Below are 18,271 nucleotides of genomic sequence, written 5' to 3' on the forward strand. Positions count from 1 at the left end.
ATTCATTTTTACAACCACAGTCGTTTTCAAGAAAAATTTAACAGTCTTTCCCCGATTGAATATCGAGAAAAGACCGCAGCTTAATATACTCTTTTTTTCATTGTCTACTTGACAGGGTTATGTGCAAAATAGGGTCTTTTAATTCTGTCCTAACTTACTTTTTTCACTTTTTCTTCAGTATGATTTAATGATGAATGTTTTCGTCCATACACGAAGTAGACCAATAGTCCTATCACTATCCAAACAGCAAAGCTAATCCAAGTCAGTGCTGGGAGTTGCAGTGCCAAGTAGCCACAGAATAAAAATGCCAAAATTGGGATTAGTGGAACAAGCGGCACTCTAAATCCAGTATTTAATGTTTGATTATTTTTTCTCAAATATAAAATACCAATTGAAACCGTCATAAAGGCAGATAACGTTCCGATATTGACAAGTTCCGCCAATTTATTTAAAGGCACAACTCCAGCGAAAAACGATACGATTAGACAAGTAATCCAGGAGTTCACAACCGGTGTCTGTTTTTTCTTGCTCACTTTCGTAAAAAACTTTGGCAATAAACCATCACGGCTAATCGCATAGAATAAACGAGTTTGACCATATAGCATAACGAGCAATACCGTTGTAATACCTGCAATAGCCCCTATAGAAATGAAACCAGCAACCCAATCCTGATGAATATAACTTAATGCAAAGGCAACTGGGTTTTTCACATTTAGATCTGTATAAGGAACGATCCCTGTTAGAACAGCAGATACGACAATATATAAAAGTGTACAAATTAGCAGAGAAGCAATAATTCCAATCGGTAAATCACGCTGTGGTCTTTTCACCTCTTCTGCTGCAGTGGCAACTGCATCAAAACCAATGTAAGCAAAAAATACAGTTGCTGCTCCGGCCGCTACGCCAGAGAAACCAAATGGCATAAATGGAGTCCAGTTTTCAGGTTTCACATACCAAACACCGACACCAAGGAAGAGCAGGACAACGGTCACTTTAATAATGACCATCACTGTATTGAAGCGGGCTGATTTTTTCGCACCTTGTGTTAATAAGTATGTGATGATGACCAGTATAAAAATAGCTGGAACATCGATAAACGTTCCCTCTGTTGGATTGTATGCACTAGTTATCGCTTTAGGTAAATGGATTCCAAATCCTGATAGTAAACCTTGAAAATAACCTGACCAACCGCTAGCTACCGCAGATGCGGCGAGACCATATTCGAGTATTAAAACCCAGCCTAGTAACCAGGCAACGATTTCGCCAAAGATTGCATAGCTATACGTATAAGCACTTCCGGAAACCGGAACGATAGAAGCGAATTCTGCGTAGCAAAGTGCAGCAAAGATACAAGCTAAACCTGATAATATAAAAGATATAATCAACGCTGGCCCAGCATGTATAGCAGCCGCCACTCCTGTAAGAACAAAAATACCTGTGCCCACGATAGCTCCAATTCCAAGCATTGTTAAATCAAAGGCACCCAAATCCTTCTTTAGAGTAACCTCTTTATTTCCAGCCTCTTGGATCAGAGCCTGAATCGACTTCTTTCTAAATAAGTTCATATTGAACCTCCTTGATTTATACTCTTTCAATTTTCTGAAAATATAATTTTTACTGAATTTAACAACGAAATAATATAATGATTTTGTCGAAAAATCAATATATTTGTCGAAAAAAGTAATTTGTAAATCATTCCAAATCATAATCACATAAAAAAGAACACTACATAGTTTTAACAAAGGTCAGTATGTATATCAATAAAATATTTAATTTTATTTAAAATAAATTGGAAAAATCGAGTAGGAGGGGGTGACTAACCCCCGACCTCTCACACCACCGTACGTACCGCTCGGTATACGGCGGTTCAATTAAGTATGACGTAGTGCTTGATATCTTTCGAATAGACTTCTTAACCCTCGACGCTTCCAATAGGAGTTGTCGAGGGTTTTGTGTAGAATGGGACTGCAGGCAATCCGCCAATATTTCTTACGTGTATTGCCCCATTCGAGTGCCTTATGGCTTGGAACCCCTAATCCTCTGAGTTTCCGAATTCTTCCATCTCGAGCTTGAAAGAGTACTATGACTTCTGCTGACTTCTGACTGCTCAGCTATCTATCACTAGATAGGTTACCAAGGTTACTTGGCGTGCCAGCCAGACCTCCCCGGGTAAGAGTGTAATCTTTCCTTCCATCCATCTGCTTCATTTACTCTGTATCACCTTCGGCAGAAAGGGCTTTGTTTTGTCATGCAAACTCACCCAGTGATACCTAGCCTCATATGAAGTTCGTGTTCCTCAGACCGGAAGTTTGCCGCTCGCTTCCTTCAGATTCCGCGTCACCACGGATACCCTTGCGTTAAGCTAACTGCTACTTCTGCCTTCGCAGCTCGGGACTTTCACCCTATAGATTACACCCATGCCGGGCGCACATGAAAACCCCAAAGGCTTATAGCCTTTGGGGTTTTCATTTGTTTATTAATTATTATGCTACATGTGTTTCAAATTGAGTTCTTGGGGAATTCCACATTTCCATCCATTTTATTATAGCTGAAACAAGAATAACTACCCCAAGTATGAGCATGATTATAGATAGAACTCCATTTAACACACTATACCCTGCAGCTGCTGGATTAAGATAAACATTTGTTACCATCCAATATCCTGCATAGTTGACCGTTACAAATAGATAAAGAAGCGGTACAAGACAGGTTAGAATATATCGACGCTTATCGGCAATCTTTAAAATCACTGTTGCGCCAATAATAAGTCCAATAGACGCCATCAATTGATTAGATACTCCAAAGAGTGCCCAGACTGACCCGATGTCTCCTGAATAGAGCAAATACCCCCACATAAAGCAGGCTACTGCACTGGCGATAATGGAACCTGGCAACCAATCCGTCCTTTTTAATGGTTTATAGAATTCACCGAAGAAATCTTGGATTAAATAACGTGCTACACGTGTACCGGAATCGATTGCAGTTAAAATAAATACTGCTTCAAACATAATAACAAATTGGAAGAAGTAAGAAGATAGCTTTGCAAACCATGGTATGGATGTGAAAATATAAGTCATCCCAACTGCCAAGGTTACAGCTCCGCCAGTTCTTCCTTCTAAGTTAATCCCAATTTCCTCAGCCAGCTTCGGAAGCTGGTCTACTTGCATCCCTAGAGTTTTAAACACTTCTGGGGTTGAGTTAATCGCAAAATAGTCTGCCGGCTGTAAAGCTGTTGCGGCAACCAGCGCCATGATTCCTACTACACACTCCACAAGCATGGCCCCGAATCCTACAACCTTAATATCTGACCAGCGATCAAGCATTTTTGGAGTTGTTCCGGAGCCAACAAAGGCATGGAACCCGGAAATCGCTCCACAGGCAATGGTAATGGAAATAAACGGCCAAACTGGGCCTGCTAAAACTGGGCCTCCACCTGAAGTGAATTTTGTAAATGCAGGCATTTGAATAGTTGGATTGATAATAAACACACCGACTATTAAAGCAATAAATACACCAATTTTCATAAAACTACTTAAATAATCCCTTGGTGCTAACAGCAACCAAACCGGAAGTGCTGCTGCAAAGAATGCGTAAATCGGGAGAATAATCGCTAATGTTTTTGCATCAAAAGTCAACCAATCCCCTAACACCGTTCCTTGGATGGAAGGTCCAACAAAAACCCCTACCATGACAAGAATAAATCCAATCGTCGATGTTAGTTTTAAATTTCCTGTTTTCTTATAAGCAATTCCAACAAACATGGCTATTGGAATCGTAATTCCAACTGAAAATGTTCCCCAAGGATTATGTTCTAAGGCGTGAAGCACAACCATTGAAAGACCCGCCATCGTAATGGTGATGATGAAAAGCATCGCAAGACCTGTACAAAAACCTGCTACCGGGCCGAGCTCTTCTTTTGCCACCTCGGACAATGATTTTCCTTTTTTCCTCATAGATGCAAAAAGGACAACGGCATCATGGACCGCACCACCGATCACTGCCCCAATTAAAAGCCATAATAAGCCAGGCAAATATCCAAATTGTGCTGCCAAGATCGGACCTACAAGCGGGCCAGCTGCTGCAATAGCCGCAAAATGATGCCCAAATGTTACCCATTTATTTGTTGGGACATAATCTTTTCCGTCATTTAATTCATGTGCAGGTGTTGGTTTGGAATCATCCAATTTTAATACCTTGGCTGCCATGAATGTTCCGTATAAACGATAGGCAATGATTAAAAGACAAATCGAACCTATGACAATTGAAACCGCATTCATTATTATTTAGCCTCCTGTTCCTATCTAACTTGTCTTAATCATACTTCAAGAAAACGCTCACATTTAGTTTTCAGGATGAAGCGCAGGAAATGAAGGATGAAAAACAAAAATAATCGTTTGAATAGCAAAAATAAGTTCCTCTACGCCTCTTATAAATAAAAAACAGCTGTTTAAAATCCTAACAGCTGTTTTAGATCTTTGACATAGGTACGGCTAACTGGAACCTTTTCTCCATCCCTCATAATTAAATTGTAGGTTGAATGAAACCATGGTTCAATCTCAACAATTCCATCAATGTTCACTAAATACGATCGGTGAACTCGGATGATGGAAGTATGCTCCAGTTTTCTTTCAAAATTGACAAGCGGTTCGTTCACTTTGTATGACTGTTTCTCAGTAGCAATCGTTGTTGTCCCTTCACTAGCCATGAGATAGAGAATCTCTTTAATATCAAGAAGAACAATTTTTTCCTCGACTGTAAGGGCCAGTCGGTCAGCACGACCATTCATCCATATTTGTTTTTTTGTTGCAATGGAGGCTTTTGGAACCTTGTTACCAAGATTATTAAGAATTTTTTCAATGGTTTGCTGAACTCTCTTTTCTTCAAATGGTTTTAACAAATAATCTATAGCATTCAATTCAAACGCTTTTAATGCATATTCATCAAATGCAGTTGCAAATACAATCAACGGTGCACGCTCAAGCTTGTTCAAGCTAGTAGCTAATTCCAGTCCACTTTCATCCGCAAGCTGAATATCTAAAAAAATAACATCTATCTCTTGTTGCGAAACAATCTTTAAAGCTGATTCAACACTATCTGCCTCTCCGATCACTTCAGCTTGTTTCGTTCGTTTCAATAAATACGCAAGCTCGTCTCTGGCTAGTGGTTCATCATCCACAATTAAAGCGTTTAACACCTGGATCACCCACTTTTTGCTGATTTATCGGTATGATAATTGATATCTTTGTTCCGGTTTTTTCTGTACTTTCAATGTGAAAGGAGGCGGATTGCCCGTAAATTTCTTTCATTCTTTTTTTGATATTCCATAAAGCTGTTCCCGTTCCATGGGTGGAATTGATGGTTTGGTTCCCCAGCAAGCTAAGAAGCTCCTGTGGGATCCCTATTCCATTATCTTCTGTCAGTAAAACCATATTCCCCTCCTTCTGAAATGCCTTTACTTTTACTGTCCCGCTTTTGGATTTAGGAAAAGCATAACGAATGGAGTTTTCGACAAGGGGCTGTAATGTAAAAGGAGGGATTTGCACCTTGCGTAAAGCTGGATCTATGTCAAATTCAACATGATAGCGACCTGGGAAGCGAGTTTGCTCAATGGTTAAGTAAGCATCGACATGTTCGAGTTCTTTCTCTAACGGGATCAACATTTGCCTTGCTCCCTGAAGATTGCTTCGAAAGAAGGTACTTAATTTAATTAGTAAATTTCTTGCCTTATCTGCATCAGTTCGAATTAAACTTGAAATCGTATTAATCGCATTAAACAAGAAATGTGGATGAACCTGAGCTTGCAATGCCTTAATCTCAGCATCCTTCAAAAGTCTTCTCTGCATCTCAAGTTCTGCCATTTCTAATTGACCGGAAAAAAGTTTTCCCAAACCTTCTGCAAGTTCCTGTTCTACCTGATCAAGTTTGCTAGGATCCGTAAAATATAGCTTTAATGAACCAACTGTTTTTTCATGGATTTGTAAAGGTAATACGATCGCGGCCTTCAACACACATGTATGATGGGAGCATTGAATTTCCTCGGGGGATTTTGCCACAAAAATTCTCCCCTGCTCCAATACTTTTTTCGTCAATTCAGTCGCTATGTTTCTTAATGGTAAATGGTGATCACTACCTACTCCGACGTGTGTCAAGACGTGGGTATTGTCCGTGATGGAAATGGCATCTGCATTTGTCGATTTCAATATGATTTCAGCTGCTTTTTTACACGAATCTACATTTAACCCCTGCCGAAAAAATGGAAGCGTTTGATTCGCAATATATAAAGCTTTATGAGTCTGGAGGGCACGGGTCCGTTCCTGTTCTTTAAAAATGTCCTGTATAATAAGCAAAAACAGCATGGTTCCAAATCCGTTGATCACAATCATCGGAAACGCTATTGTCCCTACCAGGTTCAGCGCGTCTTGAAAGGGCTTCGCTAATAAGAGAATAATTCCCATCTGACCGCACTCCATAACAACGCCTAAGGTCACTGCTTTCCACAGGGAATTCTCTTTATGAATTTTAAAGTATTTACTAAGAAATCCAGTCAAAATTCCAGCTAAAATTGTAGAAAGTGCACAAGCAACTGCTGTAAACCCTCCTAAGGTTAACCTATGAAGACCAGCAATGAGCCCTACTCCAATCCCTACAATAGGTCCGCCCAACAATCCGCCAATGGTGACCCCCATAATTCTTGTATTGGCTATTGCGTTCTCACCATCCATTTCCAATAACCATTCTTGAGATGAAACCGTACCATGACTAATTGTTACTCCGGTATAGTTGCTAATTATGCCAAACACTCCAAAGATGGCAATCATGATTGACTTCGTCCGAATCCCATGCTCATTATGAATAATCTCCCGGAATGATTTCATTCTCGAGAGGATGAACGCAGCGATGATAAGAATACCTACACGTTCAAGCATTAGTGGTAATAATTTCAGCATGGCTATTCCTCTTTTCATGAATCTATCATTTTAATGAATTGGATCTTATTTTTTAATAGTATACCAAATAAATAAGCAATACAGCCTAAAGACCGGTTTGCTGGCTTTACCTATGATTTCCTCTATGAGAAAGAATCATCCTTTTGTCCCTTCACTCGCAACACATTGAAAGTTGCCACACCTGCGCCATTATTCTAGTTCATGAGCTTTTATTTTCCTTGTCTCCCACACCTTAATATGGGGTTATGAATCCAAAAATTACTTCTATGCCCTAATTGTTCCACTTACAAAATATTGACAAATCAAATTAGAAAGAGTAAAATTATTTATTGTGCCTTCCATTGTGGTAACTTATTAGCTCCATTAATATGGAAATTTTCCCTTTTACCCTCTTATTCATACTGGAGCGACATGGGCCTTAATGATAAAAGAGAGGCAGTTCTATTTAGGTTTCACAGGTAGTTGATAATAAAAAATCTCACATTTTATTAATATCTAAAATTCACACTGGCGCAGTCATCGGAGCTGCAAGGGCGAAAGAGAGGTTAGGGCTTTCGCTGTTTTTAAGATTTCAATACTGCCAAAGATCATCTATTTAGATTTAACATATTTTTCTTATCTTTAAATACAGGCAATAAACCTCTTTGACTATTTTACAATGGTGAATCAACCAAAGGTTTTTTGTTTGATTTAAAAAATAGAAGGCAGAGGAACATCATCCTCTGCCTTCGTCAAATTTTTATACTTTTGATCTACGTTGGCTCATTTTTCGAAGTATTTGGTTGACCACTTCTGAAAAAACAAGTCCAAATGCGATAGAACCAGCGAGCATCAGCACCTTCGCAGCCGAACCCAGAGCTGTATTATAATCATTCTCGACAAAATGTCGCATCGCATCATATGCTAAGCCCCCTGGCACCAATGGAATAATCCCAGCCACAACAAAAATGATAACAGGTGTTTTGTAAAATTTCGCCAACTCTTGACTAAGGATCGCAACAAAAATAGTAGCTGCCAACGTTCCCAAAACCGCATCATCTGTATAGCCCTCAAGCAAGTAATAAATCAGCCAGCCTCCCATTCCAATCAAGCCGCACTTCACTAAAGATTGTTTCGGAACATTAAAAATAATGCCAAAGGCACCTGTCGCAATAAAACTTGTAATTAACTGTCCTAAAATATCCATTTATCAACCTACTCTCAGAAAAATCTTAGGATAACGGCTATGCCTGCCCCAATGGCAAAAGCGGTGAGAAAGGCTTCCGCTCCTTTGGATAAACCGGATACCAAGTGCCCGGCCATTAAATCCCGAATCGCATTGGTTACTAATAAACCTGGCACCAAGGACATAACAGACCCAATAATTATTTTATCTAATTGTTGGCCCATTCCTAATTTGACAAAAATAAATGCCAGTAAGCCAATAATAAAAGAAGCTAGAAATTCCGAAAAAAATCTGATTGAAACAAAACGATGAAAATAAACAAAGCCTAGATAACCCACCCCGCCTGTGATCATCGCAGGGATAAAATCATTCCAGTCTCCATTGAACATAATCATAAAACATCCACTGGCTAAGGATGCTGCTACTACTTGTATTGGAAATGGAAAACTTAAATCCTTGGAGTCAATTTCCATTAACTCCCTCTTTGCTTCTACCAATGTCAGATCCCCGCTGCAAATTTTTCGAGAAATACTATTAACGAGTGCGACCTTTTTTAAATCCGTTGTCCGCTCCAGAATCCTTACGATCTTCGTTATGGACGGATCTGGCCCTTCTGAGGAAAATATAATTCCCGTAGGAGTTACATAGCTGTGGGAATGTTTGATTCCAAAAGCGGCAGCCATCCGCATCATTGTATCCTCCACTCGATACGTTTCTCCTCCACTTTGCAACATGATTTTTCCCGCAAGCAAGCATACATCGATAATTTCATTTGCTTGTTCTACCTGGTTTCCCATCTCAACCCTCACCACTATGATCATATTTGTTCCTTAGTTTAAAACAAAGTAAAGAGTTGAAGCAATGAGCTATACTGTAAAAAGTCTTTTTAAAATAGAGGGAATTTTCATAAAATAAGAAAATATCCATTTGAATTTTCTGAATTATGAAATATAATTTTGTTAAATACTGAAAGAAAGGCGGGTAAATATCTTGAAAGCGTTAAAATCTATATTACTTTGGGGAGGAATTGCCACACTTGGTGCTGTAGGTTTTGCCATCATCGCTTTAAATCGAGGCGAAAGCATTAATGCTATTTGGCTTTTAACGGCAGCTGTCTCTGTCTATGCCATTAGCTATCGCTTCTACAGCAAGTTTATCGCTCAAAAAGTTTTTCAGTTGGATGATCAACGTAAAACTCCAGCAGAAATACATAACGACGGAAAAGATTATGTTCCAACGAACAAATGGGTGCTCTTTGGGCACCACTTTGCAGCCATTGCCGGTGCCGGTCCATTAGTTGGACCTATCTTAGCAGCACAAATGGGCTATTTGCCGGGAACTATTTGGATTGTTGTCGGTGTTGTTCTTGCTGGTGCTGTCCAAGACTTTGTCATCCTCTTCGGTTCCATGCGTCGCGACGGGAAGTCACTTGGAGAAATGATCAAAGATGAAATGGGCAAAGTAACTGGCCTGATTGCTATGATCGGTATTTTAGGAATTATGATTATTTTATTAGCTGTACTTGCCCTTGTTGTAGTTAAAGCCTTGGTAGGGAGCCCGTGGGGAATGTTCACCATCGCGGCAACAATTCCGATTGCCATTTTGATGGGTGTTTATATGCGATACATCCGCCCAGGACGTGTTGGCGAAGCTTCATTAATTGGGATTGTCTTATTAGTTCTTTCCCTCATATTTGGTCAAACCGTTGCCGAGACACCTGCATTAGCAAAAATGTTTACTTTCAGTGGAGAAGCAATCGCTATAATGATGATCATTTATGGCTTTATTGCTTCTGTTTTACCGGTTTGGCTACTCTTAGCACCACGTGATTATTTAAGTACTTTCTTAAAAATAGGAACAATTGTGGGACTTGCTCTTGGAATATTGATTGTCTCACCTAATCTTGAAATGCCGGCAATGACAAAATTCATTGATGGAACAGGCCCAGTATTTGCCGGAAACCTTTTCCCATTCTTATTTATTACGATCGCCTGCGGTGCGGTTTCTGGATTCCATGCTCTAGTATCATCGGGTACAACACCGAAAATGATTGAGACAGAATCTCATGCACGTCCGATCGGATACGGAGCAATGTTAATGGAATCGTTTGTTGCCGTCATGGCGATGATCGCTGCCTGTGTTCTAACACCTGGTGTTTATTTTGCTATTAACAGTCCTGCTGCATTAATTGGCATCGATGTTACTTCTGCGGCAAATGCGGTTTCCAGCTGGGGCTTTACCGTCACTCCACAAGTCTTAGAAACCCTTGCTAAAGATGTGGGTGAATCAACTATTCTATCAAGAACTGGAGGAGCACCAACTTTAGCTATAGGGATGGCAGTAATATTCTCTAATGTGATTGGTGGAAAAGCTTTAATGGCTTTCTGGTATCATTTTGCCATTCTTTTTGAAGCGTTGTTTATTTTAACAACCATTGATGCTGGTACTCGTGTGGGACGTTTTATGATTCAAGATATCATTGGAACAGCTTATAAACCATTTGCAAAAACCGATGCGTTGCTTCCTAATATCATTGCGACAACTTTATGTGTAACTTTTTGGGGTTATTTCTTATACCAAGGGGTGATTGATCCGCTAGGCGGCATTAATACGTTGTGGCCATTGTTTGGCATTGCTAATCAAATGTTAGCCGGACTCGCCTTACTTCTTGGAACGACCATTTTATTTAAAATGGGCAAAAAAGCCTATGTTTGGGTCACCTTAGTTCCGACTACATGGCTGTTAATTGTTACAATGTCTGCAGGTTGGCAAAAACTATTCCATGAGGATCCAAAAATCGGGTTTTTATCCCATGCAAAAATTTTTAAAGAAGCCTATGATAATGGCAAGATTCTTGCCCCTGCCAAAACAGCTGCTGAAATGAAACAAGTCCTTATTAATGATTACGTGGATGCCGCCCTTTGTGCGATTTTCATGCTAGTTGTAGTTGTTGTACTCTTTTCCGCACTTCGAATTTGGTATCAGGTCTTATCCGGTAAAAAGCTACCATTATATGAAACACCATATGTACCGCGTAATGAAGGAGATTTTAAGAAATATGCTTAATCAAATAAGAAAATTTAATTCGTACAGAAAGCAGTTTATCAGCTTGCTAGTTGGTGTTCCATGTTACGAAACTTATGTAGCGCATATGAAGGCTCATCATCCAGGCGAGCCAATCAAAACACGGAAGGAATTTTTCTGCGAGGCTCAAGATGCGAGGTACAATGCCAAGGGTGGAAAAGTTTCTAGATGCTGTTAATAAAATAGAAAACCCTATCAGCCTGTCTCTCATACAGGCTGATTTTTATTTCTGGAGCGACTTAATGGATAAGTTGTTATAACTGTATAAAAATTGCTGCTAAAAAAAATACCTATCCACAATGTGAATAGGTAAAAAAATTATTTCTGCTTGTAGTACGTAATCGCCAGTGCAAAGGCTAAAACGGAACCTTTAACAATATCCATTGCGTAATATGGCACAGACATCATAACAAGCCCATTTTGGAGAATTCCAATTAAAACTGCACCAATAAACGTTCCGAAGGCATTCGGTTTTCCGGCACCAAGAACAGATAAACCAATAAATGCAGCGGCAACTGCATCCATTAAGTACGGTGCTCCAGAATTGATTTCTGCCGTCATCACCCTTGAGGCGAGGACAATTCCACCGATCGAGGCAAATAATGCTGACAACAGATAAGCAACAACCTTATATTTGTTCACAGGGATCCCTGACAACCGAGCAGCCTCTTTATTCCCGCCAATCACATACATATATCGTCCATGCTTCGTATAGGCCAAAAAGATATGAACAAGGATGACCGCAGCAGCCATAATGATAATAATCCACGGAACCGCACCGATTTTTGAAAAATGCGGGCTAATGATACCCGTTGCCATCGTACCATCCGGCATGACCATATTTTGTGATACGGTCGCACCCTTTGTATAAGTTAGTGCAATCCCTTGAATGATGAACATCGTCGCCAATGTCATTAGCATATCGGGAATCCTAAGCTTAACAATCATGAACGAATTAAACACTCCGACCAATAGAGACGCTGTAATAGCAGAAATTATCGCTATAAACGTATTTTGTGAAAACCAAACAAACATAGAAATTACAATTGCATTCGACAGAGATGCGACCGACCCCACAGACAGGTCAAAACCGTCAACCGTCAAAGAAATCGTAATTCCAATGGCAATTATCGTTACAATCGAAATCGAACGGAGAATATTAATGACATTATCACTTTGAATGAAAGAAGGATTGACTAATGAAAATATCAAAATTAGTACAGCAATCGTTATAATCGTTCCGTATTTATAAAAAAATTGAAACAGCTCCACACTTTTTTTCTTTGGGGTCTGATTGTTTACGATAATATTAGCCTCCATTTTACCTGCCCCCTGTTGAATAATATAATAGTTCTTCTTCATTCGTATTTTTTGTTTCTAGTTCCTTTACGGATTTTCCATCGTATAAAACATATACCCGATCTGTGATCCCCATTATTTCGGAAAGTTCGGAGGAAGCATAAAGGACAGCCTTTCCACTTCGTGCAAGCTGAGCAATTAATTCAAAAATATCTCTTTTTGCCCCAACATCGACACCTTTGGTCGGTTCATCAAAAATATACAGATCGGCGTCCGCAACTAGCCATTTCCCAATCGCGACCTTCTGTTGATTTCCACCAGAAAGGTTTTGTACTTTTGTTTCCTCTGATGGTGTTTTGATTCCAAGGGAATGAATCCATTTCTTGGCCACTGCTTTTTCTTTCCTACGATCTAAAAAGCCATATCCTTTTGTAAATTCATTTAAATGAGCCGCAGTCAAATTGGTTGCTACGGATTCATTAACTAGAATTCCTTCTTTTCGACGCTCCTCCGGCACTAAGGCAATTCCTTTCTTAACAGCGTCAAAAGGGTTTTTGATTTTAAGCTTATTCCCTTTCAGTAGTACTTCCCCCGCAGACCATTTTTCTGCACCAAATAATGCTTTACAAAGCTCTGTTTTCCCAGCCCCGACAAGTCCAGCAATCCCAACCACCTCACCGGCACGAACATAAATATGTAAATCCTTTAACTTATTAGTGTCGGATAGACCTTTTACTTCGAGCACGGTATTTCCTGCTACTGTTTCCCTTGCTGGAAATTGCTCCTCAAGCTTTTGGCCAAGCATATGTTCCACCACCTGATTTGGTGTTGTGTCAGGCACCTTTTCTTTAACAACCAATTCTCCGTTTCTCATAATCGTTATTTCATCGCATATTTCAAAGATTTCCGGAAGACGGTGAGAGATAAAAATGATCCCAACTCCTTTTTCCTTTAAATCTCGTACAATTCGAAAAAGTTCTTTCGTCTCCATATGACTTAATGGTGCCGTTGGCTCATCCAAAATGAGAAATTTACACTGATTTGAGATTGCACGGGCAATCAAAACCATCTGTTTTTCAGCAAGCGTCAACTCGCTTACCAATTTCTTAATCGAAAGGTTGATATTCATGCTCCTGAGAATTTCTGTTGCTCTCTCGTGAATTTCTCCCCATTTTATCCACTGCTTCTTCCCCATGTTATGTATGGTATCAAGCAACATAATATTCTCAGCCACCGTCAAGTATGGAATTAAGGCCGTATCGACTTCCTGGTAAACCATTTGAATCCCGGCATCTTGGGCTTGTTTCGGTGTGCGGATCATTACAGTCTGTCCTCCGAGCCTAATTTCGCCTGAATAATGATCATAGGCACCAGAGAGAACTTTCATCAAAGTGGATTTCCCCGCTCCATTTGCTCCAATTAGTGCATGAATGGTTCCCGATTCCATCGAAAAATGAACTCCGTTTAATGCCTTAACACCGGAAAATTCAATTGAGATGTTTTTCATCTCTAACTTTGTTTGCATCAAGTTGACACCCCCTTCATCAGTACACTCTCTTCGCCCACCGAAAAGAGTGTACCTATCCCCATTATTTCTGATAATGTTCCTTTAACTTCTTCATCCACTCTTCTTCAAATTCATCCGATTTTCCCCATCCAGGAACAATGGTGGCTAGATTCACCATATTAACTGGTTCCTTCGATTTCTGAACTTCTTCTTGCGAAATGAGTGATGCTTCCAAATCGTACGTTTGTGGAGTTTCTTCACCAGCAAGTTTTTTCGCCAGTAATCTCATATCAACAGCACCGATTAATTTTGGGTCCACTGCTGCTGTATACTTCCACGCACTTTTATCCCTTTGAATTTCTTGCAAATCGGCATTAGAAACGTCAATTCCATATATTTTTACCTCTTCACGTCCTGCTTCTTTCAGTGCTCGAGCTGCTCCAATAGCAAAGGCATCCCATGTAGCAAAAATCGCATCCAGTTTTCCTTTTGGATATTTATTTAACATGGCAGCAACAGCGTTTTGTGTTTGGACACTAGTGTCAGCAGATGCTACCCCAAAACGTTCGACTTCCTTTATGCCAGGATTTTTCGATAATACCTCTTGATAAACCTTATTTCTTCGAACCATTGGAGGGAATCCATCCACCCAAAGGTAGGCGATATTGGCTTTTCCGTTCGTATCCTTGACTAGCTGCTCAAGTGCCAATGTCGCTAATGCCTCATCATCTTGGGAAGTTAACGTAACCCCCTCCACTTCGGCAAGCTTTGGATTAGAGTCAAAAGCTACCACACTTTTCCCTTTTTCTACGATTTTCTTTACATCATTCACTGTCGCATCATCGTCACCGTGGGAAATGATAAAACCATCATAATTCTGATTTAATGCCTGATTAATCGCATCATGGAACTTAGCTGTATCCCCATTTGCCGTAAACACATCAACCTGAAAACCTAAAGCCTCACCTTCTTCTTTTGCTCCGGCTAAAAATTGAGCAGTATGATCATCCCCACCAATTTTTCGAACAACCTTAATCTTTACTGGATCTCCTTTGGCAAAACGCTCTGGTACTCCTTCAATGGACACCTTTTTATTCCCGCTTGCCTGTTTGGAATCTCCCCCTGATGCACAGCCTGTTAACAAAAGTGATACGGCTAATGCGGAAACAAGCGTTGTTTTAAAAAATTTTCTTTTCATTTTGAAACTCCCCCTATTACTCTTTTGTTTGTTTTCCCATCGGAAAAGTATGTATTTATCTAAAATAAAAAACCTCTCCAGAAAAGAGAGGTTTCATCACCAATAAATCGGACTACTCCTCTCTTATCTATCAAAACACAATTGTTTTGCAGGAATTAGCACCAATTCCGTTTGGAACGGTTGCCGGGCATCATTGGGCCTGTCCCTCAGCCACTCTTGATAAGAGAATTCCATTTCATTTTTTCAACTATAAGTAATACACTAAATTTATACTCCTGTTAACAAGTTGTCAATAGTATTTTGAATTTTATAATAAAAATTCTATTGGTATTTCCTTCCTTAAGGATAAACTTCCTATTTCACTTTTTCAGAAATTTCATTATAATAATATTTAGAGAATCGAAATATTTATGCAGAAAGAAGTGTTAAAGCTGTGACTCAGCAAGAACGTACAAAGCATAATTTGTGGATTCTATGGTTTGCTAACTTCTTTGTTGCTGGAAGTATGACGATGGTGCTTCCTTTTATCTCATTATACATCGAATCGATGGGAAATTTTTCAGAAACCTATGTCGAGCATTGGTCAGGCATTACATTTGGAATTACCTTTGTCTCTGCCTTCTTGTTTTCTCCGATTTGGGGTAAAATTGGCGACCGGTACGGAAGGAAAAAGATTTTAATTATCTCTGGTCTTGGCATGGGATTATCTATATTGTTTATCAGTTTTGCTGAATCTGTTTGGGAGTTATTACTGTTTCGCTTTTTCATGGGTTTTTTTTCTGGATTTATTCCTATGTCGCAAGCGTTTATATCGACACAAACACCGAAAGAAATTGCTGGCCGAATTTTAGGCACGTTACAAACAGGAAGTATAACAGGAACTTTATTAGGACCCATGGTCGGCGGCGTTCTAGCAGATGCATTTGGCTACTCTGCCACCTTTAAATGGACTTCGTTTTTCATTTTCTTCTCTGCCCTGCTTGTGATGGCTACAAAAGAGTTCAGAATTGAAATGAAACAAGGGGAGCAATCCCATTACTCAAGCAAAGAAGTCATTTTACATATTATTAAAAACCCTGTCATGCTAACTGTCCTACTCATCTCAACTCTAGTCCAGATCGCGCACTTCAGCATTCAACCCATCCTATCCCTATTTGTGGCTAAACTGCATGGCCCTGTGAACATCGCCTTTTATTCGGGAATTGCCTTTTCCGCTGCAGGTCTAGGGAATCTTTTAATGTCTCGAAACTGGGGTAAAATTGCGGATAAACACGGATATATTAAAGTACTCGTGATTCTATTATTTTTTTCAGGAATTGTTTATTTGCCAGGAGCAGCTGTCACAGAATATTGGCAATTAGTGGTGATCCGCTTTATCCTTGGAGTAGCCATCGGAGGAATCATTCCTGTCCGTATTGCCTATATTCGTCAAGAAGCTCCCATTGCTATGCAAGGAGAAGTACTTGGCTATAACAATAGTTTAAGGTTTCTTGGAAATATCATTGGTCCAATGATGGGCGGCTTCATTTCCAGTTATCTAGGATTTTCAGCTGTATTTATTAGCACTAGTGCCTTGCTTCTTATCAGCGGGGTGATCTTACTTATATCCATGCATAAACATCTAAAGCTGGCAAAACATACGGCTTAATAGTAAAAATACTCCCCTTTGGTAAACAGATTTTTATTTTTTAACCTGTCCACCTTATGAGGAGCATATCATTACGCTCTAAGCATTTTTTGTTAGATAAATAACCATTTGAGCAGGATAGGAAAATCCTGCTTTTTAGAATGCCAAATTCGCTTTCCGTTTTGTGAAATCTACATTTTGATAATAACTGTTTTTTACTAGAATATTAGGTCCTAGACATTTAACTGCCGTACAATGACAGCTTAATTCTTTCGCTAATTTTGAAGATTGCCATGTTTCATAAGCATCCAAGAGACTAGTCGTTTGAATGTTTCCAAGCGGAGGAGCGTCTCCAAAATCGGTCACAATAATATCACCATTAAAAATATTAACATTAAGACGAGAACGCCCATCCGGGTCATTTCGGACAGTCACATTTTTGCTTGAATGAAGCCGTTTTAATAAGTCTAAATCTTCTTGTTTGCTGCTGCAAGCATAGAATGGCAGTGTGCCGAACAGCATCCATACATTCTCATCCCGGATGTCCAGCAAATGATGGATCGCTGAACGCAATTCATCCAGTGACAAAACTTCAAGATTTCCAGCAAAATCGCTTGGATACATCGGATGGACCTCGTGCCGCTGGCAAAGCATTTCATCGACAATTTGTCGGTGGATTTTTTCCAAATAAGGCAATGTCCGTTTATTTAACATCGTCTCGGCAGATACCATGACTCCTGCTTTCACCAATTCACGGCTATTTTCAATCATTCTTTCAAAATATTTTGCTCGCTGAGAGTAATCTGGCTTTTTAGCCATACGAGCAAATCCACCCTCAACGAAATCATCAATCGTTCCCCAGTTATGCGAAATATGTAAAACATCTAGATATGGAATGATGAGTTCATATCGGGACAAGTCGAGCGTTAAATTTGAATTAATCTGGGTCCGTACTCCGCGTTCATGGGCATATTTCAAGATCGGAACTACATAGTTCTTGACAGATGTCATGGATAACATCGGCTCTCCGCCAGTAATGCTCAGGGCTCTTAGTGTTGGAATTTCTTCCAATCTAGATAAAAGAAGTTTTAGCGGAAGTGCCTCAGGATCCTTTGTCTGCAGTGTGTATCCTACTGCGCAATGTTCACAGCGCATATTGCATAAGGTAGTTGTAGTAAACTCAATATTTGTCAACTGAGGTTTCCCATACTGTTCGATATCCAGATAGGCTTCCCACGGATCATAAGAAGGGGTAATTTTCTTCATTGTTTTCATAGCTTGCTCCTTTAAAATCGGTACTAACAAACTTAATTATTATAGCCTATTTTTTGTGTTTATTGTTATACAAAAGCTTATGAATGATTGAATACTATTATACTATCATTCAAAGATCCATTACTTATCGACAAATTCCCCGGGAAATTTAACAGGCGTAGAGAAAAAT

14 protein-coding genes, 1 pseudogene and 1 riboswitch are annotated in these 18,271 nt (G+C 39.6%); of the genes and pseudogenes, 4 read left to right on the plus strand and 11 right to left on the minus strand.

All coding sequences use genetic code 11. From position 1 onward, the window contains the following. The coding region (locus tag GZA11_RS17055) for an IS3 family transposase (protein ID WP_407938553.1) at positions 1-84 on the plus strand (84 nt) is incomplete at its 5' end. Between the two features lie 65 nt (positions 85-149). On the opposite strand, the gene GZA11_RS09515 is transcribed toward GZA11_RS17055, so the two are convergent. The 7 genes and pseudogenes from GZA11_RS09515 to GZA11_RS09540 all read right to left on the minus strand — a co-directional run bounded on the left by GZA11_RS09515 (position 150) and on the right by GZA11_RS09540 (position 8,909). Further along, complete coding sequence (locus GZA11_RS09515) at positions 150-1,565, minus strand: amino acid permease (RefSeq protein WP_038539559.1); 1,416 nt, start codon at positions 1,563-1,565, stop codon at positions 150-152. Positions 1,566-1,871: 306 nt separating this feature from the next. Continuing rightward, positions 1,872-2,057, minus strand: a pseudogene (locus tag GZA11_RS16715) (group II intron reverse transcriptase/maturase); the annotation flags it as partial. Between the two features lie 426 nt (positions 2,058-2,483). After that, positions 2,484-4,277: a carbon starvation protein CstA gene (cstA, locus tag GZA11_RS09520; RefSeq protein ID WP_163183583.1), complete on the minus strand. Its 1,794-nt coding sequence runs from the start codon at positions 4,275-4,277 to the stop codon at positions 2,484-2,486. A 170-nt stretch (positions 4,278-4,447) separates the two neighbouring features. Then, positions 4,448-5,194, minus strand: coding sequence for a LytR/AlgR family response regulator transcription factor (locus GZA11_RS09525; protein WP_038539553.1), 747 nt, complete (start codon positions 5,192-5,194; stop codon positions 4,448-4,450). After that, positions 5,169-6,947 carry a sensor histidine kinase gene (locus GZA11_RS09530; protein ID WP_163183584.1) on the minus strand — a complete coding sequence of 593 codons (1,779 nt, stop codon included), beginning with the start codon at positions 6,945-6,947 and terminating at the stop codon, positions 5,169-5,171. The genes GZA11_RS09525 and GZA11_RS09530 overlap by 26 nt, the downstream gene beginning before the upstream one ends. Before the next feature lie 739 nt (positions 6,948-7,686). Further along, the gene (locus GZA11_RS09535) at positions 7,687-8,133 is read right to left on the minus strand and encodes a threonine/serine exporter family protein (RefSeq protein WP_038539547.1); all 447 of its coding nucleotides are present in this window, start codon (positions 8,131-8,133) and stop codon (positions 7,687-7,689) included. Positions 8,134-8,147: 14 nt separating this feature from the next. Continuing rightward, entirely contained in the window at positions 8,148-8,909 is a 762-nt protein-coding gene (locus GZA11_RS09540; protein ID WP_163183585.1) for a threonine/serine exporter family protein, read from the minus strand. 193 nt (positions 8,910-9,102) lie between these two features. Between GZA11_RS09540 and GZA11_RS09545 the strand changes: the two genes are divergently transcribed. Together GZA11_RS09545 and GZA11_RS09550 are read left to right on the plus strand one after the other, a co-directional pair. Beyond that, positions 9,103-11,178 (plus strand): carbon starvation CstA family protein, encoded by a 2,076-nt coding sequence (locus GZA11_RS09545; protein ID WP_038539542.1) that lies wholly within the window; start codon positions 9,103-9,105, stop codon positions 11,176-11,178. Beyond that, positions 11,171-11,374 carry a YbdD/YjiX family protein gene (locus GZA11_RS09550; protein ID WP_163183586.1) on the plus strand — a complete coding sequence of 68 codons (204 nt, stop codon included), beginning with the start codon at positions 11,171-11,173 and terminating at the stop codon, positions 11,372-11,374. Before GZA11_RS09545 ends, GZA11_RS09550 begins: the two co-directional genes overlap by 8 nt. A 140-nt stretch (positions 11,375-11,514) precedes the next feature. Here the strand turns inward: GZA11_RS09550 and GZA11_RS09555 are convergent, their stop codons facing one another. From GZA11_RS09555 to GZA11_RS09565, 3 genes are all read right to left on the minus strand, one after another. Further along, entirely contained in the window at positions 11,515-12,516 is a 1,002-nt protein-coding gene (locus GZA11_RS09555; RefSeq protein WP_163183587.1) for an ABC transporter permease, read from the minus strand. Between the two features lies 1 nt (position 12,517). Further along, complete coding sequence (locus tag GZA11_RS09560; RefSeq protein WP_163183608.1) at positions 12,518-14,020, minus strand: sugar ABC transporter ATP-binding protein; 1,503 nt, start codon at positions 14,018-14,020, stop codon at positions 12,518-12,520. Between the two features lie 64 nt (positions 14,021-14,084). Beyond that, complete coding sequence (locus tag GZA11_RS09565) at positions 14,085-15,200, minus strand: sugar ABC transporter substrate-binding protein (RefSeq protein ID WP_163183588.1); 1,116 nt, start codon at positions 15,198-15,200, stop codon at positions 14,085-14,087. A 120-nt stretch (positions 15,201-15,320) separates the two neighbouring features. Then, a riboswitch (SAM riboswitch) is annotated at positions 15,321-15,426 on the minus strand. A gap of 207 nt (positions 15,427-15,633) precedes the next feature. Between GZA11_RS09565 and GZA11_RS09570 the strand changes: the two genes are divergently transcribed. Next, positions 15,634-16,848, plus strand: a complete 1,215-nt coding sequence (locus GZA11_RS09570) for an MFS transporter (protein WP_163183589.1) — start codon at positions 15,634-15,636, stop codon at positions 16,846-16,848. A gap of 135 nt (positions 16,849-16,983) precedes the next feature. On the opposite strand, the gene yfkAB is transcribed toward GZA11_RS09570, so the two are convergent. Next, complete coding sequence (gene yfkAB, locus GZA11_RS09575; RefSeq protein ID WP_163183590.1) at positions 16,984-18,102, minus strand: radical SAM/CxCxxxxC motif protein YfkAB; 1,119 nt, start codon at positions 18,100-18,102, stop codon at positions 16,984-16,986. Positions 18,103-18,271 lie beyond the last annotated feature (169 nt).

This window comes from Neobacillus sedimentimangrovi, assembly GCF_010614825.1.
GTDB classification, from domain to species: Bacteria; Bacillota; Bacilli; order Bacillales; family Cytobacillaceae; genus Neobacillus; species Neobacillus thermocopriae.